We start from the raw sequence: 22,357 nt of genomic DNA on the forward strand, positions 1-22,357 counted from the left end.
AATGCTATGCGCGGCAATTACCCGGAAAACACATCATAAGCCTTCAGCGCTTTGGCGCTGTAAGCATAAGACGGCCCGCCGCCCATATAGGTCGCCATCGCCAATGCCTCGCACATCTCGTCTCGGGTTGCACCCAGCCGGACAAGGGAACGCACGTGAAACCCTATGCAGCTGTCGCAGCGGGTCGCAATGGCGATGCCAAGGGCCATGAATTCCTTGGTTTTCTCACTTAGTGCGCCATTGGTCTTGGCGGCCTTGCCCATGATGCCAAAGCCGCGCACGGTTTCGGGCACTTCCTTCGAAAAAGTTCCGATATTGGCCTCGGTCTCGGCCATGAAAGCTTTCCAGTCCATATCCATTCTCCTTATCCGCGCTCGTCCGCGCCCATGCGACGCTCCAGCCAGCGTACACCCGCACTGATGATCAGAACCAGGATCAGGTATTCAAAGATCAACAGGGTATAGATTTCCAACGGGCGGTATTCCGTAACCACCAGCTCATTCGCGCGCCGGGTCAGTTCCTGCATCCCGATGACGCTGGCGAATGCACTCATCTTTACGATGTAGATGAACTGGTTTGCCAAGGGCGGCAGAATGCGCCGGATTGCCTGCGGCAGGATCACGTAGCGCATGGTCTGCACATAGTTCAGCCCGATGGTCTGCGCCGCTTCGCTTTGACCTCGCGCAATGGATTGAATGCCTGCGCGGTAAATCTCGGCAGTGAAGGCGCTGTCAGAAATCGCCAGGGTGATGATTGCACCCCAGAACGGGTCAATTGGTACGTTCATGCCCATCGACTTGAACACGATGGGCAAGCCGTAAAAGACCCAAAACAGCATCGGCAGCAAGGGAATGGCCCGAATGAATTCAACGTAGACACGGTTGACCAGCCGCCAGCCACGTTTTTCGGACAATCCCGGCAGGGCCACCAGCAAACCGATGACGATCGACAGCACGGCGGCGATCAGTGAAATCTGAATCGTTGCACCCATCCCCGAGATCAGGAATTTCACATTGATCCACCCCGATGCTGTAGTCGGGTCGATCACATACCAGCCCCAGGTCTGGGATGAAGAACAGCCTGCCAGCAGCAAAGGTACGATTAGTAGAAGTTTTTTCATCTGCCCCTCTCAGTGCTGCAGTATCTGAGACAGGAATTTGCGACAGCGGTCAGACTGAGGGTTGGTAAAGAAATGCTCCGGCTTGCCTTCTTCGACAATCTCACCGGCATCCATGAAGATCATCTTGTCGGCAACTTTGCGGGCAAATCCCATCTCGTGGGTCACAACCACCATGGTCATGCCCTCATTTGCCAGTTCAACCATAACTTCCAACACTTCTGAGATCATCTCGGGGTCCAGCGCCGACGTGGGTTCATCGAACAGCAGCACGCGCGGTTCCATGCATAAGGATCGTGCAATCGCCACACGTTGCTGCTGACCTCCGGACAACTGCATGGGCTTTTTGTCCGCCTGATCGGGAATATGTACACGATCCAGATAATGGCGCGCTTTTTCCTCCGCGTCCTTCCGGCTCAGGCCGCGCGCTTTGATCGGACCCAAAGTCAGGTTTTCCAAAACGGTCAAATGCGGAAACAGATTGAATTGCTGGAAGACCATCCCGACATCGGACCGGATGGTTGCCGTTGACTTTGCGTCATCCGTCAGGTCAACCCCATCTAACCGAATGATACCTTTTTGGTGTTTTTCCAACCGGTTGATACATCGAACGACGGTGGATTTGCCTGACCCTGAAGGCCCGCAAATCACCACCTTTTCGCCGCTGCTGACCGTCAGGTTAATGTCCTTGAGAACATGAAACGTGTCATACCACTTATTCACGCCCACAAGCTCGATTGCGGCGCCTGGCATATGCTGAACTGCCCCCGTTTTTGCCCCATTGTAATATTTTCTTGAGGTTATCTTTCCCTTTGGACTGAAATCAATGAGGATTGCAATCACAAGGTCGTAACGCCACCAACGGGAGATACCTATGAGCGTTTTTTGGAAAGCCGCGGCGGTCGCCGTGTTGGGGCTTGTATTGTCAGGTTCCGCACAGGCGCAATCTGCGCTGAACGAGGTGCTGGATTCCGGCGTTCTCAAGGTTGGTACCACAGGTGACTGGAACCCGATGACACTGCGCGACCCGGCAACCAACAGCTACAAAGGGTACGACATCGACATCATGAATGCATTGGCCGCCGATCTTGGAGTTGAGGTCGAATTTGTCCCCACCGACTGGAAAACACTGGTGAATGGTGTGGTCGCGGGCAAGTACCACCTGACCGGGTCGGCATCGATTTCGCCACCGCGCATGAAAGTTGCGGGTTTTTCGGACAGCTATATTTCGGTCGAACTTTTTCCCTACACCACCAAGGACAAGGCTAACAAATTCGACGGCTATGACTCGATCAACCAGACCGGTGTGAAAGTCGCGACGACTTTGGGCACCACATTCGAAAAACGGGTCCGCGAATGGTTCCCGAACGCCGAGATCAAGGTGGTCGAGGCCCCGGCCCGCGGGTATCAGGAAGTAATCGCCGGTCGTGCTGATGTATTCATAACGTCGAACATCGAGGGCTCGACCCTTGAGGAGAAGTTTCCTGTTATCCGCGTGAAAAACGCCGGTCCACGGTCACCTTCGCCGATTGCGATGATCCTGCCACAAGGCGACCAGATCTGGATAAATTATGTAAACAACTGGATCGAAGTGAAAAAAGCGGAAGGCTTTTTTGAAGCAAACCGCGAGAAATGGGGGCTCTGACGCCTTCAAGGACGTGCGGATTTTCTAACGCCCGGTCCTATGGCCCGGGCGTTTTCGCTGGCCATCTGGTTTTTCAGAAAAGAGGATGCAGACACGCGACCTGATGAATTTCATCATCCAGTTCAGGCAATGTTTGCCTGCACTGATCGGTCGCAAGCCAGCATCGTTGCGCAAAAGCGCACCCTTTCGGGATATTCATCGGTGACGGCAATTCGCCTTCCAGCTTGATCCGCTCTTTCCGGGCATCCGGGTCGGCACGGGGCGTCGTGGACAGCAACGCCTTGGAGTACGGATGTCGGGGTGCCGCGAACAGCTGCTCTTTCGGGCCTTTTTCAACCGCGCGCCCCAGATACATGACAATCACGTCGTCGGCGAAATGCCGGACAACCGACAAGTCATGTGAAATGAACAGGTAGGCCAAGTTCAGCCGTTCCTGAAGATCGACCAGCAAGTTCAGGATCTGCGATTGAATCGACACATCCAGTGCCGAGACAGGTTCATCCAGAACCAGCACCTTGGGGTCCAGCATAAGCGCCCGCGCAATGGCGATCCGCTGGCGCTGCCCACCCGAGAACATATGCGGATAGCGGTCATAATGTTCCGGGCGCAGGCCTACCATCTCGATCATCTTGCGTGCCTGCATTTCACGGTCGGCGGCCGTCATCTGTGGCCGGTTGATGATCAACGGTTCTTGCAGGATCTGGCCGATGCGCTGACGCGGATTCAACGAGCTATATGGGTCTTGAAAAACGATCTGCACCGTCTCTCGCATCTTGCTCCATTGCGAAGGGGTGATGTCGACCCCGTTGATCGTCAGACTGCCCGAGGTTGGTTCTTCGATCATTGTGATCAGTCTGGCCAGCGTAGACTTTCCACAGCCTGACTCTCCGACAATGGCCAGTGTTTTTCCCGGTTGCAGGTCGAAATCCACCCCCGACAGCGCCTTTACGGTTGCAGGTTTGGACAACAACCCGCCCTTGACCGTGTAATACCGGGCCAGGGCGTTGGCCTGAACGATAGGTGTGGTCATACCAGCTCTCCGGCGGCAATCTTTTCAACATGGTGACAGCGCGCCTTGCCAAATCCCTCGGCATGAGGGGTCGGCGGGGTTTGGGCGCAGGTCGCATCGGCAAAGCGGCACCGTGGGCTGAAAAGGCATCCTTTTGGCCTGTCGAATTGCCCCGGAACAACACCTGGTATCGTCGGAAGAATCTTGGACGTCGCCCGTTCCGGCAAAGCACTTAGCAGGGCCGTGGTGTAGGGATGGCGGGGAGTTCGGAACAAATCCCTGACAGGCTGTTCTTCAACCTTTTGCCCGGCATATTGCACCTGAACCCGCTCGGCGGTTTCCGCAACGACGCCCATGTCATGGGTGATCAGAACAAGGCCCATGTCATGCTCATCACGCAACCGGATCAGCAGATCCAGAATCTGCGCCTGAATGGTCACGTCCAGTGCCGTGGTCGGTTCATCCGCGATCAGCAGCTTGGGCTTGCAGGCAATGGCCATCGCGATCACAACCCGTTGGTTCATACCCCCTGACATCTGATGCGGAAAAGTATTCAGGCGGCTTTCAGGCGCGGGAATGCCAACCTGATCGAACAATTCGACCGCACGCTCGTGACGCTCTTTTCGGTTCAGGCCAAGGTGGATGCGCAATGCCTCTTTGATCTGGAACCCGACAGTAAAACAGGGGTTCAGCGAAGACATCGGCTCCTGAAAGATCATCGCCATGTCTTTGCCTATGATCTTGCGCCGTTCACGGGCCGAGATACCGGACAGGTCACGGCCCTCAAAGCTCATCTCATCGGCGGTGATCGTGGCGGTCCAGGGCAGCAAGCCCATCAGTGCCAGCATCGACACGGACTTGCCCGAACCGCTTTCGCCAACGATGGCCAGCAATTCGCCTTTGTCGACCGACAGATCGACACCGTCCACGGCGCGGAAACTGCCCGAAGATGTGGCGAACTCGACAGTCAGGTTACGGATCTGCAAAAGGCTCATGCGATCAGCTCCGCTTCAGTTTCGGGTCCAGCGCATCGCGCAACCCGTCGCCCATCAGGTTGATGGCAAGCACGGTGACCAGAATTGCGAGACCGGGGAAGGTGACAACCCACCATGCGCGCAGGATGAACTCGCGCGCTTCAGCCAGCATGGTGCCCCATTCCGGCGTGGGGGGCTGCGCGCCCATGCCCAGAAACCCAAGGGCCGCCGCGTCCAGAATGGCAGTGGAAAAAGACAGGGCTGCCTGAACGATGATCGGAGCCAGGCAATTGGGCAATACCGTGATGAACATCAGCCGCGACTTGCCCGCACCGGCCACACGGGCCGAGGTTACATAGTCTTTCTGCCGTTCCGCCAGAACCGACGCGCGGGTCAGGCGCACGTAATGCGGTTGAAACACGATGGCGATGGCGATCATCGCGTTGGTCAGTGATGGGCCCAGAATGGCGACCAGAACAAGGGCAAGCAGCAAAGACGGGAAAGCCAGGACGATGTCCATCACCCGCATGATCAATGTATCAACCCATTTGGGCGCAAAACCCGACAGAAGGCCGACCATTACGCCACCCGTTACGGCAACACAGACCACAACGATCCCCACAAAGAAGGAATAGCGTGAACCCATGATCAGCCGCGACAGCATATCCCTGCCCAAAGGATCGGTACCCAACGGAAAGGCCCAGCTTCCGCCTTCCTGCCAGGCAGGGGGTTGCAGGATATGGTCCCGGAACTGTTCGGTCGGATCATAGGGGGCCAGCAAAGGGGCAAAGGCCGCACAGAACACAAAACCTGTAAAGACCCACAACCCAATCACGGCACCGCGGTTTTCGCTGAAGTAATACCAGAACTCTCGCAGTGCACTGGGACGATTTTCGGCCATTGGCTGGTTCGACGAAAGCTCGGTCATCATCTTCTCCGGATTTTTGGGTTGATGATGCCGTACAGGACATCGACCAGCAGGTTCACCAGCATCACGATCACCGCGATCATCAGCAAACCCCCTTGCACCACCGGGTAATCCCTGCGGAAAATACTGTCGACCATCCACTTGCCGATGCCCGGCCAGCTGAAGATGGTTTCGGTAAGAATTGCCCCCGCCAACAATGACCCGACCGACAATCCAATAACCGTGACAACAGGGATCAGAGCGTTGCGCAACGCATGCAATCCGTTGATCCGCGTCGGTGACAGCCCTTTGGCACGCGCGGTGCGGATGTAATCCTCACCCAGAACCTCCAGCATCGCCGACCGGGTCTGTCGCGCAATCACGGCCAGCGGGACAGTGCCCAGCACAATCGTAGGAAGGACCAGATGACGAACGGCCGACCCGAATGCGCCTTCCTGCCCGGACAATAGACTGTCGATCAGCATAAAACCGGTGACACTTGGGAAGTAATAAAGCAGGTCGATCCGGCCGGACACCGGTGTCCAGCCAAGATTGCCCGAGAACACGATAATCAGCAGCAACGCCCACCAGAAGATCGGCATCGAATATCCGACCAATGCCGAAGACATCAGTGCCCTGTCAAAAAACTTCCCCCGGTTCACCGCCGCAATCACTCCGGCAGGCAGACCCAATGCGATGGCGAAGATCATGGCGCAGAGCGAAAGTTCCATTGTCGCGGGGAACAGCGAAAAGAACTCCTCCCAGACCGGTTTTTTGGTGACAAAGCTTTCGCCAAGATCACCCTGCAATACCCCGGCAAGGTATTCCCAGTATTGCTGCAACACCGGTTTGTCGAAACCCAGCTTTTCTACCATTTCCTGATAGCGTTCTTCAGTCATGCCACGCTCGCCGGCCATGACGATGATCGGATCACCCGGCAGCACCCGGATGAACATGAATGAGATCAACGTCACGCCCAGAAAAGTCGGGACGAACAGGCCAATGCGGGTGAGTAAGTAACCAAACATCAGCGACCTATGATTGTAAGCTCTTTGGGGAAATGGGTCAGCGACCGGCAACCATCCGCAGTGACAAGCACGTCATCTTCAATGCGAACGCCAAAACTTTCGAGCGCGTAGAGACCTGGTTCATTCGTCCAGACCATGCCCGGAAGAATTTTCTGGTGGTTTCCGCGCATGATATAAGGTGCCTCGTGCACATCCCGGCCAAGCCCGTGGCCCGTTTTGGTACGTATACGATCCGCAAATGGCGAGGCCTCGAGCACGCTGATGACCGCATCGTCGATGTCATGGGCCGTTGCACCCGGGCGGCAAGCTTCGAACCCGGCTTTGTTGGCGCGCAGAACGGTATCGTAGACTTCCCTACCCTCGTCCGATACGTCTTGAACAAAGAAGGTTCGCGTGATGTCAGCGGCAAAACCATCGTTGCAGGCGCCGAAATCGAACAGTAACGCGTCGCCTGCCCTGATCTGGTAGTCGCTGCGTGCTTTCCCATGCGGCCGTGCAGAGTTGTCGGCAGCCGCAACGATTGGCGAAAACGCCAGAGACTCGGCTCCTTCTGCAAACAGCGCCTGTATCAGGGCCTGCTCGACCTGTTTTTCAGTCTGACCGACGCGCACATCTGCAATCACACGACCCAGAGCACGTTCCGAGATATCGATGGCCGCCTGCATCGCAGCAATGTCTTCATCGGTTTTGATAATGCGCAGGCCCGAGATTTCGCGTTCACCGTCAACGATCCGCAAGTCCGGCATAGCACGTGTGAAAGCCGCAGAGACAAAAACCCGCATCACCTGACCTTCCACCGCAAGAGAGCGGATCGGCATATGTGCGGCCAAAGCAGTAAACGCATCATCATAACCGCTCTGATCGCGCCAATCGAAAACAGCGCCCTCGAACCCTACAAGATCCCATGACGCCAGTTCCAGATTGGGCACAATCGCTGCGGCCTGTCCCTCAGCCGGGACAATCACCACGAAGGGCCGCTCGTGGCTCATGAAAGCTTTTCCCAAAGCGCGGGTGAAGTTCGGGCCAGGCACAAGAGCTACTGCGTCGACTGACAGGTCCCGTGCCAGTTGACGATATTCGGACAGATCCGGCATTCAGGCCGACCTCCTCAATAAAAAAGCCGGAGCTGCCAAACAGGCAGCTCCGGTGAGTGAGTGGTGGCTTACTCGACGCTCACACCATAGAAGATGTGGCCGCCCAGCGGGTGCACTTTGTAGCCTTGCACCTTGTTGCTCATCGGCATGAATACAACCGAGTGAGCAATGGTTGCCCATGGGGCCTGCTCTTTGAACACGACCTGCGCTTGTTCATACAGCTTGGTCCGCTCTGCCTGATCGGTGCTTTGCTTGGCTTTCAGGATCAGATCCTCGAACGGCTGGTGGCACCATTGTGCACGGTTCGATGCTTCGACCCCGTCACAGCCCAGCAGAACGGCCAGGAAGTTGTCCGGATCGCCGTTATCACCGGTCCAACCCAGCAGAACAGCACCGTCGCGGTTCAGTTCTTTCGAGCGTGACAGGTATTCGCCCCACTCGTATGAGACGATTTCGACGCCCACACCAACCTTGGCAAAATCAGCCTGGATCAGCTCGGCCATGCGGCGGGCATTGGGGTTATAGGGGCGCTGAACAGGCATCGCCCAGATCTTCATCGACAAGTCCGAGACACCTTCGGCATCAAGCATGGCCTTGGCCGCTTCGGGATCATAGGCATCGTCCACAATAGCGTCGTTATAGCCCCACATGGTTGGCGGGATCGGGTTCTTGGCAGCCTGGCCCGAGCCCTGGAAAACCACGTCGATGATCGCCTGCTTGTCGATCGCCATGTTCAACGCTTTGCGAACCTTGGGGTTGTCGAACGGCGCCATCGTGGTGTTGTAAGCCAGATACCCGACGTTCAGCCCTTCCTGCTCCATCATGTTGATGTCTGCATCATCCTTCATCGCCTGAATGTCAGCCGGGTTCGGGTAAGGCATCACATGGCATTCGCCAGCTTTCAGCTTCTGGTAGCGAACAGACGCGTCCGGCGTAATGGCAAAGATCAGGTTTTCGACCTGCGCCGGTTCCTTCCAGTAGTCGCCATTGGCCGCATAGCGGATCACCGCGTCTTTCTGGTAGGCCACGAACGAGAAAGGCCCGGTTCCGATGGGCGCGGTATTCAGTTTTTCAGGCGTTCCGGCAGCCATCATAGCATCGCCATATTCGGCTGACATGATCGATGCAAAATCCATCGCCATGTTCGCAACAAAGGGTGCCTCTGGCTTGGACAGGGTGAACTTCACCGTGTAGTCATCAATCTTTTCGATAGAAGAGACCAGATCCGGCATCCCCATACCCTGGAAGTATTCCCACGTACCGCCAGACACTTGGTTATAGGGGTGGTTCTCGTCCTTTTGGCGCATGAAGGAAAAGATTACGTCATCAGCGTTGAAGTCTCGGGTCGGGGTGAATTCGTCATTCGAATGGAATTTGACACCCTGGCGCAGCTTGAACGTGTATTCCAGGCCATCATCACTGGCCTCGACACTTTCAGCCAGACCGGGGATCACATTGGTTGTACCGGTTTCGAATTCAAGCAACCGGTTATAAATAGGATGCGACGAGGCATCAAAGGTAGTTCCTGCGGTAAACAGTGCAGGGTCAAACCCCTCGGGTGAACCTTCGGAACAATACACCAGGGTATTTGCCTGTGCCACGGCACCCGACAGGGCTATTGCCGTGGTTGCGGCCAGAAGATTGAGTTTCATGATTTTCTCCCAGAAATGGACTTTGCAAGACAATCGCAGGGCTCTTTGTCGTCAGAGCGTTCAGTGACAATACAGGTCGTTGCGATATCCCTGACAAATGTATCCAAAATACAAAACCTGTTGTCAACCGGCTCTGTCACTGACTTTCGTGAAAGATGCCTGTTGCCAGGGTGTGTCTTGAACCTGAAAGCGCCCTGCCCCAAGGAAATCACGAAGGGCAACACTTACATTCCACTGGGCCCGGCAGTTTGGCCACAGATATTGACTGTCATTGACCCGAAGTCATTCAGGTAAGAAAGGATATCTAACTTTGACCGTTAGCTGATGAAGCATCCTTGCGCATATCGCGAATGCAATCGTAGCCCAGCCAGAATAAGACTGTCAGTGCAACCAGAAATACGTAGGGAAGCAGCGAGATATGCATAACCAACACGCCATAGAACATGGCGGCGTACGCAGCGATTTGGACTATCACCAACAAACCCCACGCAACCATTCCCCAAAGATTGCGCGCTTTCCTCTGACCGGTCGAGTTGCGCAGGCTCTGACACTCTGCCTCGTTCACCACAGGGGACGCGGCACGCGTTGAATAGAGAATGCCGTTGGTGTCGAGCGCGCTGGATCGACATGCATCGAAACAAGGGGCCGCCTCTCGACAGGTGGGCGCAGTGTGTAGCATTGATTGAGTCCTTGGACATCTGGGGTTTGGCAGCGAGCCTTCACTGTGCCCCAAGACACCGACCCCCTGCACCATGCCGCGCGCGAGATCAGGTGCCACCGTTGCCGTCTTGCAATCATATCCAGCGGAGAAACGCCGATCCTCGCTCAGGCGCAGCATAAAACCGCACAAATAGTCGATTGGTCCGCGAAAACCGCGATCAGATGAGGTCTGAAGAAATTTCTCATGACCCTCGGTGGCTCATGACTTTTGGCGCGGTTTCGGAAACGCACTTACCGCCGAACAGGGACCTTCGCGTGTTTCCAGCGCTCTATTCTACTGCGTCCTTCGATGCTGAGGGCGAATACCCTGTACCCGTACCATGATCTCCTCGTTAGATAACCCATTAACTTCTAATAGGGGTTTCGGTTCAGGTATCGCTTACAAGTTCATTTGTGTACAAATTGGAAAGATTGCGCTCAAGTACATGTCATATCCAGCCTCCGAGGATGCCATGCCGATTGAACACGCCCCCTTCAGCCAAGCGGAATATGACCGCAGGATCGCCAAGACCCGAAGCGCTATGGAAAAAGCGGGGCTAGAGCTACTGTTTGTCACCGACCCTTCGAACCAGGCTTGGCTGACTGGCTATGATGGTTGGTCCTTTTACGTGCATCAGGGCGTATTGCTCGGCATGGAAGGTGAGCCGATTTGGTGGGGACGCCAGATGGATGCATTGGGTGGGTTGCGCACATGCTGGATGTCCAAGGACAACATTCGCGGCTATGCAGACCACTACGTTCAATCAACCATACGCCATCCAATGCAGGATCTGGCTGGCCACATTCGCGCGCTCGGGCTGAGCACCGCCCGCATCGGCGTTGAGATGGAGAACTATTACTATTCCGCAAAGGCACACGAGGTTTTGGGCAAGGAATTGCCCGAAGCGACGCTGGTGGATGCGACGGCACTTGTGAACTGGCAGCGTTTGATCAAGTCGGAAGAAGAACTTGTCTTTATTCGCAAGGCGGCCCGGATTTCCGAAAAAGTAATCCAAACGGCCATTGATCGCGCCGCGGTGGGCGTGCGCAAGAACGACCTTGTCGCAGATATCTATCATGCCGGGATTACCGGGATTGAGGATGATTGGGGGGATTACCCGGCCATTGTCCCTTTGACACCCTCAGGGCTGGATGCCACTGCCGCGCACCTGACATGGAATGGCGCACCGATGAAGAAGGGTGAAGCAACATTTTTCGAACTGTCCGGCTGCTATCGGCGCTATCACGCTCCGCTTTGCCGCACAGTATTTCTTGGCACTCCGCCGCCAGAAATGCGGGACGCGGAACGCGCGCAGATCGAAGGGATAGCGGCGGGTTTAGAGGCTGCACGGGCTGGCAATCGAACCAGCGACATTGCAAACGCTTTTCATAAGGTTCTTGCCCGTCACGGACTCGAACGGGAGGGGCGCATGGGATACCCTATTGGCCTGAGCTATCCGCCAGATTGGGGCGAACGGACAGCGTCGATCCGTGCCGAAGACGAGACCATTCTGCAACCGGGCATGGTTTTCCATTTCATGCCTGCGCTGTGGATGGACAGCTGGGGGCTTGAGACCACGGAAACCATTCTTATTACTGAAAACGGCCCCGCCGAAGCCCTGTGCAATATCGAGCGAAAGCTCTTTGTGAAAGACTAAGCCTTGAGCATCCTCGAAGACGCCAAGACCCTGCTGGGCGAACTGATCAGCTTCCCTACGGTTTCGTCAGACAGCAACCTGGACATGATCAAGCACCTCGCGGACCGGTTGAGCGATTGCGGTGCAGCGGTGGGAATATGGCATGACGAAACCGGCACCAAAGCCAATCTTTTTGCCACGTTGGGCCCCAAGCGCGACGGTGGTGTCGTTCTGTCAGGCCATTCCGATGTAGTGCCTGTCGCCGATCAGGACTGGTCCTCGGACCCGTTCGTGATGGATGAGCGGGACGGCAAGTGGTTTGGGCGCGGAACCTGCGATATGAAAGGGTTTATCGCGGCGGCAGTCGTCATGGCCCCGTACTACGCAAAGCTGGCCCTTCAACGCCCGGTGCATTTTGCCTTTACCTATGATGAAGAAATCGGCTGTTTTGGCGCGCAGGCTTTGGCCAAAACCCTGCGGGAGAAAGCGATCAAACCCGCTGTGGTCATCATCGGCGAGCCCACCTCGATGCGCATCATCGAAGGCCACAAGGGCTGCTATGAATATACAGCGCATTTTACCGGGTTCGAAGGCCATGGCTCGGCCCCCGAGCGCGGCGTTAACGCTGTCGAATACGCAGTGCAATACGTGTCGAAACTGCTGGCGCTGAAGGCTGATTTGCAAGGGCGAGCACCGGAAAACAGCCCGTTCGACCCGCCATGGACAACAATAAATACCGGTTCGCTGGTGGGCGGGGTGGCCCATAATGTGATCCCCGGTAAGGCGCGGGTCGATTGGGAGATGCGACCAGTGCAAAAGGCGGATGCGGATTACGTCAAAGACGAACTGCACCGGTTTTGCGCGCAAACCCTGATCCCGGCAATGCAGACTGTTCATCCCGATGCCGGTATCAAGACCGAAGTAATCGGTGAGGTCGACGGGCTGGAGCCAATGGACGACAACGAAGCGCGTGACCTTGTGATGGAACTGACAGGGGCAAATGGCGCCGACGTTGTACCTTTCGGCACCGAGGCCGGGATATTCCAGCAGTTGGGGATGAGCGTCGTTGTCTGCGGCCCCGGATCAATCGATCAAGCGCATAAACCCGATGAATACGTCTCGGTCGACCAAATGGCCCAATGCCTTGATATGCTTGGGCGATTATCTTCGAAGCTGGAATAGATGATGACCTCGGCCCGCGCGGTATCGATATTCTGGTTGGGTGCACCGGTTCTGTTCGTGCTGTTCTGGGCGGGTGGCTACAGCTTTGCCAAGCTGGGGCTGCCCTATGTGGAACCGATGACCATGCTTGCGATCCGTTATGGTCTGGCTGTTCTGTGTCTTCTGCCGCTGCTGGCGGTGTTCCGCCCTGCCCTGCCGCGTGATCCGGCGCACTGGGCCGCGATGGCGGCAAGTGGGTTTCTTATTCAATGTGTTTACTTCGGTCTGGCCTATCAGGCGATGAAACAGGGGTTGGGTGCCGGCACCACTGCCATCGTGATGGCCTTGCAACCTGCACTTGTCGCCGCCTTCTCTCCGTTGGTCGGAGAAGCGCGTGGACGGCCCGTGATGTGGGTTGGCCTGGCGCTGGGTTTTGCGGGGGTTGCAATCAGCGTCTTTGACAAGACTAGCGCAGTGCCTCTTTCCGCCGGGCTGCTTGCGGTTAGTGCATTGGTCGGCCTGACCGCCGCCACTTTGCTGGAAAAACGTCACGGGCGGCGCAGCGACCCAGTGTTGGGTGGTGCTGTTCAATATGTGATCGGATTTGCCGTGCTGCTTCCCATCGCAATGGCGACCGAAACGATGGAAGTCACCTGGCATCCAAACCTGATCCTTTCCCTTGCGTATCTGGTCATCGCCAATTCCCTGATCTCGATCAGCCTCTATGTCGCACTTGTTCAGCGCGGCGACGCGACCCGCGTGTCCACATTGCTTTACCTTGTCACCCCTTTGGCAATTGCACTGGCCTGGATGATCCTGGGCGAGCCGGTCACCTGGCGCATCGCCTTTGGTTTCGCTCTCTGCCTCGCAGGCGTATATATCGTGCGGAAATCCAAAGATTGACGCCTATGGCAGTTTTCGATCGGACACCGGAAATTCAAAGCCTGCGACCAGTTCAATAATGGAAACCACCTGAACCGAGATCACATCCGTCAGGAAAGCGCATTCAGATAGCTTTTGATCGTCGTCCGGCTTCCGTGCTGCCAGATCCGCGGCAACCAGCGTATGAAGGCTTCTGCGAACTGAGCTTCACGGCCAGTACTTCCGTACAGGTTTGCTGCCTCAAGCCACTTTTCGGGCTGTTCCCTGGCGGCAAGGGCCGCACTCTGCAAATCGCTCCAGATGGGATCATTGGGCGCAATCTCTGATCCATCCTCACGCAGACCGGCGCACATCCGGCACCAGAAAGCTTCAACCAGCGCCAACCCAGTAACAGATGTACCCGAGGCCAGTGCATCGCGAAGCGACGGGAGCAAGAATCCGGGGTGTCGTGCAGACCCATCAAAGGCCACGCGCCGCGTGGTGTCGTGAATAGCCGTGTTCGAAAACCTGCGATTGACCAGATCCAGATACTGTTCCGGTGTCATCCCGGGAACTGCAATGGCATGAGGAAGAATTTCTTCGGTCTGTACTTTCAGGAAGAATGCCGAAATTTCCCGGTCGTTCATGCAGTCCGCGATTGTGGGGATGTTCAGAACCTCACCCACATTCGCCAGAATCTGGTGCCCGCCGTTCAGAATACGTAGTTTCAGGGTTTCATATGCGTGTACGTCTTTGGTGATCGTAACGCCGACATTCTCCAACATCGGCCGCCCGGCACAGAAATCGTCTTCAATCACCCATTGGCGGAAATTCTCGTGTGACACCGGAACGCAGTCTTCAATTCCCAGGGCGCGGGTCTGGGTTCGGACATGATCAGTGGTTGCGGGAACAATGCAATCCACCATCGAATTCGGGAACGCCCCGTTCTGATCGATCCAATCCGCAAGATCAGGGTCCGTAAGGCGTGCCAGTTCAACAACGCAATTGCGCAGGATGGTTCCGTTGCCCTGAAGGTTGTCACAGCTTAATGCCGTAAAGGGCAGATGCCCGGCGGCACGGCGATTGCCAAGTGCTGCCACTATGGCACCAAAGACCGTGCGAGGCTGTTGCGGGTTTTGCACGTCGTGTCGAATGTCATCGTGGTCCACGTCGAAAACACCCGACTTGGCATCCAGAAAATAGCCACCTTCCGTAACGGTAAGGGACACGATCCGGATGGCGGGATCGGACATTTTCCTGATCAGAGGCGCATTTTGGGGTTCAATGGGCAGATAGTCGATCAACGGGCCGATGACTTCGGCCGAAACACCGGACGGGTCAAGCTCGATCAAAGTTGTCAGACAGTCCTGCCGGATCAGCTTTTCGCGCATGTCCGCGTCATAGGCCCGAACGCCGGCCCCGATGATCGCCCAGTCCTGGGCCAACCCTTTTTGCATAAGCCTGTGGATGTACCACGCCTGATGCGCACGGTGAAAATTCCCAAGTCCGATATGAACAATCCCAGGTGCCATATCTTCTCGCCGGTATCCGGGTTTCTTGATATCTGCCGGAAGCGCCCCAAGGTGGTCGAGGCGCAGCTCTACCGGTGTTATGTCCGCCAAAGGGGTCATCAGCTCATCCAGTTTCCGCCATCGACATTGTAAGTCTGGGCCACGATGTATTCCGCTTCATCAGACGCCAGAAACACAGCCATCCCGGTCAAATCCTCGGCACGTCCCATACGGCCGAACGGTACCGCTGATGCAACTTCGCGCTTCTTCTGTCCCGGTTGTTTATTTTCATACTTCGCAAAGAAGGCATCGACGCCATCCCAATGTTCTCCATCCACAACACCAGGTGCGATCGCATTCACATTTATCCCGTGAGCGATCAGATTGAGTCCCGCTGACTGCGTCAAAGAGATTACGGCAGCCTTGCTGGCGCAGTAAACGGCGACCAGAGATTCGCCACGCCGACCAGCCTGTGAGGCCAGATTGATGATCCGGCCTTTGACATTGGCGTCGATCATGTGTCGCGCAACAGCCTGCAATGTAAACAGGGTGCCCGAGACATTGATATCGAAGACGCGTTGGTAATCGGCGCGGTCGATTTCGGTGATGGGTGCCGCTGAAAAAACGGCGGCATTGTTGATCAGAATGTCAATCTGGCCGAACTGATCCACTGTGCGCGCAACAGCATTGTCGACGCTGTCCTGATCAGCGACATTCATTTCGACCGCCATTGCTGCGTCACCTATTTCCGAGGCTGCGGCTTGCGCCCGCGTGATATCAATGTCGGCAATGGCCACACGCGCACCTTCGGCGACGTAAGCTTTTGCAAAGGCCAGCCCGATTCCGCGCGCAGCCCCGGTAATGAGCGCGGTTTTTCCGTCCAGTCGCTTCATTCGATCCGCAGCCCTTGGGCGTCAAAACGATGAAGCACGTCGGCACGTGGCGTCAGGTAGATACGGTCGCCATGCCTAAATCCAACCTCTCCGTCCGCGCGCACCGTGATTGTTTCCGCCAGACCGGTTTCATGTATGTGGAAAAACGTATCTGATCCAAGATGTTCGGACACGCCGACGACACCGCTCCAGGTTCCTTCGTTCTCGGACACAGCAATATGTTCGGGGCGGATACCGATTGTATGTGCGCCGTGTTTTGCAGCCTCTTCGCCTTCGATAAAGTTCATCTTGGGCGAACCGATGAACCCGGCGACAAAAAGGTTTCGCGGCGTTCGATATAGGTCCAGCGGGCTTCCGACCTGCTCGATCACACCAGCCTGAAGCACGACGATCTTGTCGGCCATCGTCATCGCTTCGACCTGATCATGGGTCACATAGATCATGGTTGTCGCCAACCGCTCGTGCAACTCGCTGATCTCCAAACGCATGCCAACGCGCAGCGCGGCGTCCAGGTTGGACAGCGGCTCATCGAACAGAAACGCTGCGGGTTCGCGGACAATGGCACGCCCGATGGCCACACGCTGGCGCTGGCCACCAGACAGTTGGCCGGGGCGGCGATCCAGATAGTCGGTCAGGTTCAGAACCTGCGCGGCCCCTTCCACACGTTTGTCGATTTCGGCCTGATCCAGTTTTGCCATCCGCAAGGGAAAGGCGATGTTCTTGCGAACGGACATGTGCGGGTACAAGGCATAAGACTGGAAAACCATCGCCAGACCGCGTTTTGCAGGTGGTACGTTTGTTGCATCGGCCCCATCAATGTCGATGGAGCCAGAGGTGATGTCCTCCAACCCCGCAATCAGGCGCAGCAAAGTGGACTTACCGCAACCCGATGGCCCGACGAACACCGTGAACTCTCCGTCTTCGATGGTCAGATCCAGTGGCGGGATAACCTGCACGTCGCCAAAGCTTTTGGTCACGGACTTGAGTTGAATACGTCCCATGAGAAGTTTTCCTTATTTCACAGCGCCAAAAGTCAGGCCGCGGACAAGTTGTTTCTGGCTAAACCAGCCAAGGATCAGGATCGGTGCAATGGCCATTGTCGAAGCCGCGCTGAGCTTGGCAAAGAACAGGCCCTCGGGGCTGGAATAGCTGGCGATAAATGCGGTCAGCGGGGCCGCGTCAACGGCTGTCAGGTTGAGGGTCCAGAATGCCTCGTTCCAGGCAAGAATGAAGTTCAGCAAAACAGTCGAAGCGATGCCCGGTACAGCCATGGGTGTCAGGATGTGCAGGATTTCCTCTTTCAGCGTTGCCCCGTCCATCCGCGCAGCTTCAAGAATTTCACCGGGAATTTCGCGAAAGTAGGTGTAGAGCATCCAGACGATGATCGGCAAGTTGATCAGCATCAACACGACAACCAGTCCACCTCGTGTATCAAGCAGCCCCAGACGGATGAACAGCAGGTAGATCGGGTAAAGGACACCGACTGCCGGCAACATCTTGGTAGAGAGCATCCAAAGCAGAATGTCCTTTGTACGTTTCGAAGGAACAAACGCCATTGCCCATGCTGCCGGTACGGCAATGATCACACCCAACAGGGTTGACCCGCCTGCGATGATGACCGAGTTCCAAAGGAAACGCATGTAGTTCGAGCGTTCCTGCACGACAGCATAGTTCTCGAGCGTCCAGTCGAAGTTCAGGAACAGTGGCGGGCTTGCGATGGCCTGTGCTTCGGTTTTGAAGCTGGTCAGGATGGTCCAGAGGATCGGGAAAAAGATCAGCAGACCTACGGCCCAGGCCAGGGCAGTGTTCAGCGACTTGCGTTGGATTGTAACGGTGCGGGCCATGGTTTTACCTCTTCACGCGTCTAGGTTCTTGCCGACGATGCGCATCAGGAAGACCGCAACGATATTGGCGAGAATGATCGCATAGACACCTCCGGCTGATCCGAGACCGACATTCTGGCTTTCCAAAACGCGCTGGAAGATCAGGTAGGTGAGTGTACGGGTGCCGAACGCGCCACCGGTGGTGACGAAAATCTCGGCAAAGATCGAAAGCAGAAAGATTGTCTGGATCAGGATTACGATTGTGATTGCACGGCTCAGGTGCGGCAGAATGATGTGGTAGAACCGCTTGAGCGGCGGTGCGCCATCCATTTCAGCGGCTTCCAGTTGCTCACTGTCCAGCGACTGGATTGCGGTCAAAAGGATCAGTGTCGCAAATGGCAACCATTGCCACGACACGATCATGATAATCGAAGTCATTGAAGCTTCGGACAACCACGAGACCGGTTCAGCCCCGAAAAAGCGCCACAGATGGGCCAACAACCCGTTGACCGGGTCCATGAACATGTTTTTCCAGACCAGAGCTGACACAGTCGGCATAACAAAGAATGGTGCAATAACGAGGATGCGCACCACCCCCTGGCCCCACATCGGTTGATCCAGAAGCATGGCGAGCAGGATGCCCAGTAAGACCGTAATCGCCAACACGCCAATAACAATGACAAGCGTTGCCTGTACGGCGGGCCAGAACGAACTGGACGAAACAAACCGGATATAGTTGTCGAAACCCACCCATCCGAGATCACCGCCCCGCAAGGGAAGGTATTTCTTGAAGGAAAAATACAGGGTCATCGTCAGCGGCACGAGCATCCAGCCAAGCAGCAGCACCACTGCGGGTGCCATCATCAGGCGTGCAACTGATCTGGAATGTTGAGTTGCCATTGTGCAAGACCTCTCTGTTCAGGCGTAAGGCAGCCTGCGAGAAAAACACGAATTGTGGAAGTGGGAGCAGGGGACAGAAGGTCTGCCCCCCGCTGGGAAGGTTGCCTCAGTATCCTGCGGCTTCCATCTCTTCTGCTGTGAAGGCCTGCGCTTTGGCAAGCGCCTCATCCACCGTTTGCTGTCCGGCATAGACGGCCGAGAACTCCTGGCTGACTTGCGTGGCGATACCCGCAAATTCCGGAATTGCCGCAAACTGAACGCCAACATAAGGCACCGGCTTCACTGTCGGGTTGCTTGGATCGGCAGACAGGATCGAGTTCAACGTCATCTGAGCGAATGGAACTTCCTGATAGTTAGGGTTTTCGTACAGCGATTTGCGCGCACCCGGCGGCACGTTCGCCCAACCTTCGGCTGCGGCAACCAGTTCAATATAGTCCTTGGACGTGGCCCACTCGATGAATTGTTTGGCTGCATCCTGTTTTTGTGTGCCCGCTGGAATGGCCAGCGCCCAGGCCCAGAGCCAGTTGGACCGCTTGCCCAAACCGGTGTCTGGCGCAAGAGCAAAGCCAACGTGATCCGCCACTGTCGAGTCGTTGGGGTTGGTCACGAAAGAGGCTGCAACTGTCGCATCGATCCACATGCCGCACTTGCCCTGCTGGAACAGCGACAGGTTTTCATTGAAGCCGTTGGTGGCATATCCGGCCGGTCCGGATTCCGACATCATTCCAACGTAGAAATTCAGCGTTTCCGCCCATTCGGGCTGGTCGAATTGCGGCTTCCAGTCTTCGTCAAACCAACGTGCACCAAACGAGTTGGACATGGCCGTAATGAACGCACCACCTTCACCCCAACCTGCCTTACCACGCAGGCAGATGCCGTTGATGTCGTTGTCACGATCGGTCATGGCAGCCGCGGCTTCACGGATGAATTGCCATGTAGGTGCTTCGGGCATTTCCAGACCGGCCTTTTCCATCAGGTCGGTGCGGTACATGATCATCGAGCTTTCGCCATAAAACGGCGCAGCGTAAAGCGTGCCATCATGGCTCAACCCGCCTGCCATCGCAGGCAGCAGATCACCAACATCATATTCATCGGACAAACCGTCCAGCGGTACCAGCCAGCCGTTCGCGCCCCAGATCGGAGTTTCGTACATGCCGATGGTCATGATATCGAACTGACCGCCCTTGGTCGTGATGTCGGTGGTCACGCGCTGACGCAGTACGTTTTCTTCAAGCGTCACCCACTCGACATCGATGCCGGTCGCTTTAGAGAAATCGTCTGTGTAGCCCTGCATCCGGATCATGTCGCCATTGTTGACGGTCGCGATCGTGATGGTTTCCGCTTGGGCTGCTGCCGTTGCGACGAAAGTCAACGCAGTCGCCGCACGAAGTGCGTTCTTCAAATACATCCCTGTCCTCCCTGAGCTTGGATGCTGTACAGAGACCCTAGTTTATAAATTGTCGCGGCGTCAATAATAACTTTACGCGCGTTAAGTTTTAATTCACGCGGATTCTCTCAAGACAAGCCGCGCAGGAAACAGAGTTTCCGTCCGATCGTCAAATTTTCCGCCGCTTTCAATGAGTTCAAACAAGGTGTCCACACTGCGCCCAGCCACGTTGTCATAATCATGCGCAGCTGTTGTCAGCGATGGGCAGGTAAATTTTGCAAAGGGGTGGTCGTCATTTGATGCGACACGGAGTGAGCAATCTTCCTTTCGCCCAACCCGAATCCCCTGCTCATAACAGGCTGCCAGAAATCCGATTGCAAGACGGTCATTGCTGCACAAAACTGAATTCGTCCTGAGAGCACCTTTCTCCAACACTCTCAAAGCACCCTGATGCCCGATCTCTTCAAACGCCCAGCCTTCACCATCGATTTTTATGACATGGGGCTCGAACCCCAGACGTTCCATAACCTCAATATATGCCTTGCGTCGCTTGTTGGCGTTTGGGTTTGCTGGCGTGCGCATTTCAAAGAAAGACGGAGGTTCACCCGTCCGGGTCATGTATTCCACGGTTTGGGAAACAAAACTGAAATTGTCCGACCCTATAAAGGCTGCACCCAAACCTTCGAGGTTGCTGTCAAACAGAACTGTTGGCACCTCGGCGCAAAATTTCTCGATGTGAGCTCGGTCCGACCCGCGCCCCAAAGGAGCAAACAGTACTCCGGCCGGCTTGAGCGACCGCAGGCTGTCGAGTATTTCGTTCTCGAGTTCCTGCTCACCATGCGAGCTGAAAAGAGATGGACGATACCCGGCCGCAATACAGCTCTGCTCGAGGTATCTGGCCATCTCGGCAAAAAATGGATCGGCAAGATAGGGAACAACGATACCGATATTCTTGGTCAGCTTTCGGTTCTGGTTCACCGCATAGATATTTGGACGGTAATCGAACTTTTCCAATGCTTCTTCGATACGCGCCCGCGTAGAGGAACGAACGCTTTCCGGGTCGTGGAAATATTTGGAAACCGTTGGCCGAGAAATCCCGCTCAGGGCCGCGAACTCCTCCATATTTCTTATTTTTACCATACCTACCCGCTTGCGGAACTCTTTTGCTTTGACCTTACATTTTCTTTACGCGCGACAATAAATCAATAGGCAGCCGTATCCGCGCGAATGGCCAGATGCGTGACACCAACGCCGACAGGCGAAAACCTCCTGATCACGTCGCGAAGTTCTGGACTTGAGCCCAATATACCGACCCCCAGCGCGTCCATCCTGGCGCTCACTTCTGTTCAGACGCATTTTGCTCGTGCGCAGTGCCTGCTGCGACGTCCTTGTAGTCGTCCTGAACGCCGTAAGAAGCGAAACCGGATAGCGTTTCGGAAATCTGTTCATCGGTCAGGATCACCGGACCGAGGGTCAGGGAAAGGTAATATTGACGGGCAATGGTTTCCAGCTCGACTGCGCGCCATATGGCCTTGTCCAGGTCCTCTCCCATGGCAATGGACCCATGATTTCCAAGCAGACAGGCGGTTCGATCTTGCAGCGCTTCGATCGCCAGCTCCGACAGCTCGGGCGTTCCAAAGCGCGCATAGGGTGCGCAGCGAACATTGGGACCGCCGAAGGCCGCGACCATGTAATGCGCTGCCGGGATTTCTTTGTGTGCAATCGCCAGCGCCGTGCAATAGATCGGATGTGCATGGACCACCGCGCCCATATCGGGGCGGGTCTTGAGGATGTCGAAGTGAAACCGCCATTCGGTCGAAGGTTTGAGCGGGCCATACCAGGTCCCAAACTCTCCATCAAATGGCATTGAGACGATCATCTCGGGGGTCAGCTTGTCATATGGCGTCGCCGAAGGTGTGATCAGCATCCGGTTCTCGTATCGGGCCGAGATATTGCCGGATGTGCCCTGGCTAAGACCACTGGAATTCAGAAAAAGGCATTTCTCGATAATCGCCTCACGGATTCTGCGTTCCTTGTCATCCATCTTGTGCTCCTGTCC

Annotated in this window: 23 protein-coding genes; 4 read left to right on the forward strand and 19 right to left on the reverse strand. The window is 55.8% G+C overall.

Annotated features, from left to right (window positions below):
• Positions 1–17 precede the first annotated feature (17 nt).
• From ACR0M9_RS18780 to ACR0M9_RS18790, 3 genes are read right to left on the reverse strand one after another with little or no spacing between them, the layout of a single operon-like run.
• Positions 18–353, reverse strand: a complete 336-nt coding sequence (locus tag ACR0M9_RS18780; RefSeq protein ID WP_209599036.1) for a carboxymuconolactone decarboxylase family protein — start codon at positions 351–353, stop codon at positions 18–20.
• An 11-nt stretch (positions 354–364) separates the two neighbouring features.
• On the reverse strand, positions 365–1,120 hold the full coding sequence (locus ACR0M9_RS18785; protein WP_267365874.1) for an amino acid ABC transporter permease: 756 nt from the start codon (positions 1,118–1,120) through the stop codon (positions 365–367).
• A gap of 9 nt (positions 1,121–1,129) precedes the next feature.
• The gene (locus tag ACR0M9_RS18790) at positions 1,130–1,870 is read right to left on the reverse strand and encodes an amino acid ABC transporter ATP-binding protein (protein WP_480774333.1); all 741 of its coding nucleotides are present in this window, start codon (positions 1,868–1,870) and stop codon (positions 1,130–1,132) included.
• A 121-nt stretch (positions 1,871–1,991) separates the two neighbouring features.
• Between ACR0M9_RS18790 and ACR0M9_RS18795 the strand changes: the two genes are divergently transcribed.
• Complete coding sequence (locus tag ACR0M9_RS18795) at positions 1,992–2,762, forward strand: transporter substrate-binding domain-containing protein (RefSeq protein WP_480560424.1); 771 nt, start codon at positions 1,992–1,994, stop codon at positions 2,760–2,762.
• Positions 2,763–2,835: 73 nt separating this feature from the next.
• Here the strand turns inward: ACR0M9_RS18795 and ACR0M9_RS18800 are convergent, their stop codons facing one another.
• The 7 genes from ACR0M9_RS18800 to ACR0M9_RS18830 all read right to left on the reverse strand — a co-directional run bounded on the left by ACR0M9_RS18800 (position 2,836) and on the right by ACR0M9_RS18830 (position 10,105).
• Positions 2,836–3,792, reverse strand: a complete 957-nt coding sequence (locus ACR0M9_RS18800) for a dipeptide ABC transporter ATP-binding protein (RefSeq protein ID WP_480774334.1) — start codon at positions 3,790–3,792, stop codon at positions 2,836–2,838.
• Positions 3,789–4,766, reverse strand: coding sequence for an ABC transporter ATP-binding protein (locus ACR0M9_RS18805; protein ID WP_209506836.1), 978 nt, complete (start codon positions 4,764–4,766; stop codon positions 3,789–3,791). Before ACR0M9_RS18805 ends, ACR0M9_RS18800 begins: the two co-directional genes overlap by 4 nt.
• Positions 4,767–4,770: 4 nt before the next feature.
• A complete protein-coding gene (locus ACR0M9_RS18810) occupies positions 4,771–5,673 on the reverse strand; it encodes an ABC transporter permease subunit (RefSeq protein ID WP_480774335.1) in 903 nt (300 codons plus the stop codon).
• Positions 5,673–6,680: an ABC transporter permease subunit gene (locus tag ACR0M9_RS18815; RefSeq protein ID WP_480774336.1), complete on the reverse strand. Its 1,008-nt coding sequence runs from the start codon at positions 6,678–6,680 to the stop codon at positions 5,673–5,675. Before ACR0M9_RS18815 ends, ACR0M9_RS18810 begins: the two co-directional genes overlap by 1 nt.
• The gene (locus tag ACR0M9_RS18820) at positions 6,680–7,774 is read right to left on the reverse strand and encodes a M24 family metallopeptidase (RefSeq protein WP_480774337.1); all 1,095 of its coding nucleotides are present in this window, start codon (positions 7,772–7,774) and stop codon (positions 6,680–6,682) included. Before ACR0M9_RS18820 ends, ACR0M9_RS18815 begins: the two co-directional genes overlap by 1 nt.
• Positions 7,775–7,842: 68 nt before the next feature.
• The gene (locus ACR0M9_RS18825) at positions 7,843–9,426 is read right to left on the reverse strand and encodes an ABC transporter substrate-binding protein (protein WP_480774338.1); all 1,584 of its coding nucleotides are present in this window, start codon (positions 9,424–9,426) and stop codon (positions 7,843–7,845) included.
• A 304-nt stretch (positions 9,427–9,730) separates the two neighbouring features.
• The gene (locus ACR0M9_RS18830; protein ID WP_480774339.1) at positions 9,731–10,105 is read right to left on the reverse strand and encodes a hypothetical protein; all 375 of its coding nucleotides are present in this window, start codon (positions 10,103–10,105) and stop codon (positions 9,731–9,733) included.
• Positions 10,106–10,571: 466 nt separating this feature from the next.
• On the opposite strand from ACR0M9_RS18830, the gene ACR0M9_RS18835 reads away from it, so the two are divergent.
• From ACR0M9_RS18835 to ACR0M9_RS18845, 3 genes are read left to right on the forward strand one after another with little or no spacing between them, the layout of a single operon-like run.
• Positions 10,572–11,783, forward strand: a complete 1,212-nt coding sequence (locus ACR0M9_RS18835; protein WP_480774340.1) for a M24 family metallopeptidase — start codon at positions 10,572–10,574, stop codon at positions 11,781–11,783.
• 3 nt (positions 11,784–11,786) lie between these two features.
• Entirely contained in the window at positions 11,787–12,944 is a 1,158-nt protein-coding gene (argE, locus tag ACR0M9_RS18840) for an acetylornithine deacetylase (RefSeq protein ID WP_480774341.1), read from the forward strand.
• A gap of 3 nt (positions 12,945–12,947) precedes the next feature.
• The gene (locus tag ACR0M9_RS18845; RefSeq protein ID WP_480492858.1) at positions 12,948–13,826 is read left to right on the forward strand and encodes a DMT family transporter; all 879 of its coding nucleotides are present in this window, start codon (positions 12,948–12,950) and stop codon (positions 13,824–13,826) included.
• Between the two features lie 89 nt (positions 13,827–13,915).
• Here the strand turns inward: ACR0M9_RS18845 and ACR0M9_RS18850 are convergent, their stop codons facing one another.
• The 9 genes from ACR0M9_RS18850 to ACR0M9_RS18890 all read right to left on the reverse strand — a co-directional run bounded on the left by ACR0M9_RS18850 (position 13,916) and on the right by ACR0M9_RS18890 (position 22,342).
• Positions 13,916–15,415 (reverse strand): mannitol dehydrogenase family protein, encoded by a 1,500-nt coding sequence (locus tag ACR0M9_RS18850; protein WP_480774342.1) that lies wholly within the window; start codon positions 15,413–15,415, stop codon positions 13,916–13,918.
• A complete protein-coding gene (locus ACR0M9_RS18855) occupies positions 15,415–16,188 on the reverse strand; it encodes an L-iditol 2-dehydrogenase (RefSeq protein WP_480774343.1) in 774 nt (257 codons plus the stop codon). The genes ACR0M9_RS18850 and ACR0M9_RS18855 overlap by 1 nt, the downstream gene beginning before the upstream one ends.
• Positions 16,185–17,189, reverse strand: a complete 1,005-nt coding sequence (locus tag ACR0M9_RS18860) for an ABC transporter ATP-binding protein (protein WP_480508256.1) — start codon at positions 17,187–17,189, stop codon at positions 16,185–16,187. The genes ACR0M9_RS18855 and ACR0M9_RS18860 overlap by 4 nt, the downstream gene beginning before the upstream one ends.
• Positions 17,190–17,201: 12 nt before the next feature.
• A complete protein-coding gene (locus ACR0M9_RS18865) occupies positions 17,202–18,032 on the reverse strand; it encodes a carbohydrate ABC transporter permease (RefSeq protein WP_209506825.1) in 831 nt (276 codons plus the stop codon).
• A 12-nt stretch (positions 18,033–18,044) separates the two neighbouring features.
• Complete coding sequence (locus ACR0M9_RS18870) at positions 18,045–18,911, reverse strand: carbohydrate ABC transporter permease (protein ID WP_480488815.1); 867 nt, start codon at positions 18,909–18,911, stop codon at positions 18,045–18,047.
• Between the two features lie 106 nt (positions 18,912–19,017).
• Entirely contained in the window at positions 19,018–20,319 is a 1,302-nt protein-coding gene (locus ACR0M9_RS18875; protein WP_480484636.1) for an ABC transporter substrate-binding protein, read from the reverse strand.
• A 93-nt stretch (positions 20,320–20,412) separates the two neighbouring features.
• Positions 20,413–21,438: a LacI family DNA-binding transcriptional regulator gene (locus ACR0M9_RS18880; RefSeq protein WP_480774344.1), complete on the reverse strand. Its 1,026-nt coding sequence runs from the start codon at positions 21,436–21,438 to the stop codon at positions 20,413–20,415.
• Positions 21,439–21,500: 62 nt separating this feature from the next.
• Positions 21,501–21,638: a hypothetical protein gene (locus tag ACR0M9_RS18885; RefSeq protein ID WP_480774345.1), complete on the reverse strand. Its 138-nt coding sequence runs from the start codon at positions 21,636–21,638 to the stop codon at positions 21,501–21,503.
• The gene (locus ACR0M9_RS18890) at positions 21,635–22,342 is read right to left on the reverse strand and encodes a class II aldolase/adducin family protein (RefSeq protein ID WP_480774346.1); all 708 of its coding nucleotides are present in this window, start codon (positions 22,340–22,342) and stop codon (positions 21,635–21,637) included. The genes ACR0M9_RS18885 and ACR0M9_RS18890 overlap by 4 nt, the downstream gene beginning before the upstream one ends.
• Positions 22,343–22,357: the final 15 nt, after the last annotated feature.

It is taken from the genome of Ruegeria sp. CH2 (assembly GCF_056537065.1).

What these genes read in the sequence shown, in the direction of transcription:
- ACR0M9_RS18780 (WP_209599036.1), bottom strand. Translation starts at nt 353, where the DNA reads ATGGACTGGAAAGCTTTCATGGCCGAGACCGAGGCCAATATCGGAACT.
- ACR0M9_RS18785 (WP_267365874.1), bottom strand. Translation starts at nt 1,120, where the DNA reads ATGAAAAAACTTCTACTAATCGTACCTTTGCTGCTGGCAGGCTGTTCT.
- ACR0M9_RS18790 (WP_480774333.1), bottom strand. Translation starts at nt 1,870, where the DNA reads ATGCCAGGCGCCGCAATCGAGCTTGTGGGCGTGAATAAGTGGTATGAC.
- ACR0M9_RS18795 (WP_480560424.1), top strand. Translation starts at nt 1,992, where the DNA reads ATGAGCGTTTTTTGGAAAGCCGCGGCGGTCGCCGTGTTGGGGCTTGTA.
- ACR0M9_RS18800 (WP_480774334.1), bottom strand. Translation starts at nt 3,792, where the DNA reads ATGACCACACCTATCGTTCAGGCCAACGCCCTGGCCCGGTATTACACG.
- ACR0M9_RS18805 (WP_209506836.1), bottom strand. Translation starts at nt 4,766, where the DNA reads ATGAGCCTTTTGCAGATCCGTAACCTGACTGTCGAGTTCGCCACATCT.
- ACR0M9_RS18810 (WP_480774335.1), bottom strand. Translation starts at nt 5,673, where the DNA reads ATGACCGAGCTTTCGTCGAACCAGCCAATGGCCGAAAATCGTCCCAGT.
- ACR0M9_RS18815 (WP_480774336.1), bottom strand. Translation starts at nt 6,680, where the DNA reads ATGTTTGGTTACTTACTCACCCGCATTGGCCTGTTCGTCCCGACTTTT.
- ACR0M9_RS18820 (WP_480774337.1), bottom strand. Translation starts at nt 7,774, where the DNA reads ATGCCGGATCTGTCCGAATATCGTCAACTGGCACGGGACCTGTCAGTC.
- ACR0M9_RS18825 (WP_480774338.1), bottom strand. Translation starts at nt 9,426, where the DNA reads ATGAAACTCAATCTTCTGGCCGCAACCACGGCAATAGCCCTGTCGGGT.
- ACR0M9_RS18830 (WP_480774339.1), bottom strand. Translation starts at nt 10,105, where the DNA reads ATGCTACACACTGCGCCCACCTGTCGAGAGGCGGCCCCTTGTTTCGAT.
- ACR0M9_RS18835 (WP_480774340.1), top strand. Translation starts at nt 10,572, where the DNA reads ATGTCATATCCAGCCTCCGAGGATGCCATGCCGATTGAACACGCCCCC.
- ACR0M9_RS18845 (WP_480492858.1), top strand. Translation starts at nt 12,948, where the DNA reads ATGACCTCGGCCCGCGCGGTATCGATATTCTGGTTGGGTGCACCGGTT.
- ACR0M9_RS18850 (WP_480774342.1), bottom strand. Translation starts at nt 15,415, where the DNA reads ATGACCCCTTTGGCGGACATAACACCGGTAGAGCTGCGCCTCGACCAC.
- ACR0M9_RS18855 (WP_480774343.1), bottom strand. Translation starts at nt 16,188, where the DNA reads ATGAAGCGACTGGACGGAAAAACCGCGCTCATTACCGGGGCTGCGCGC.
- ACR0M9_RS18860 (WP_480508256.1), bottom strand. Translation starts at nt 17,189, where the DNA reads ATGGGACGTATTCAACTCAAGTCCGTGACCAAAAGCTTTGGCGACGTG.
- ACR0M9_RS18865 (WP_209506825.1), bottom strand. Translation starts at nt 18,032, where the DNA reads ATGGCCCGCACCGTTACAATCCAACGCAAGTCGCTGAACACTGCCCTG.
- ACR0M9_RS18870 (WP_480488815.1), bottom strand. Translation starts at nt 18,911, where the DNA reads ATGGCAACTCAACATTCCAGATCAGTTGCACGCCTGATGATGGCACCC.
- ACR0M9_RS18875 (WP_480484636.1), bottom strand. Translation starts at nt 20,319, where the DNA reads ATGTATTTGAAGAACGCACTTCGTGCGGCGACTGCGTTGACTTTCGTC.
- ACR0M9_RS18880 (WP_480774344.1), bottom strand. Translation starts at nt 21,438, where the DNA reads ATGGTAAAAATAAGAAATATGGAGGAGTTCGCGGCCCTGAGCGGGATT.
- ACR0M9_RS18890 (WP_480774346.1), bottom strand. Translation starts at nt 22,342, where the DNA reads ATGGATGACAAGGAACGCAGAATCCGTGAGGCGATTATCGAGAAATGC.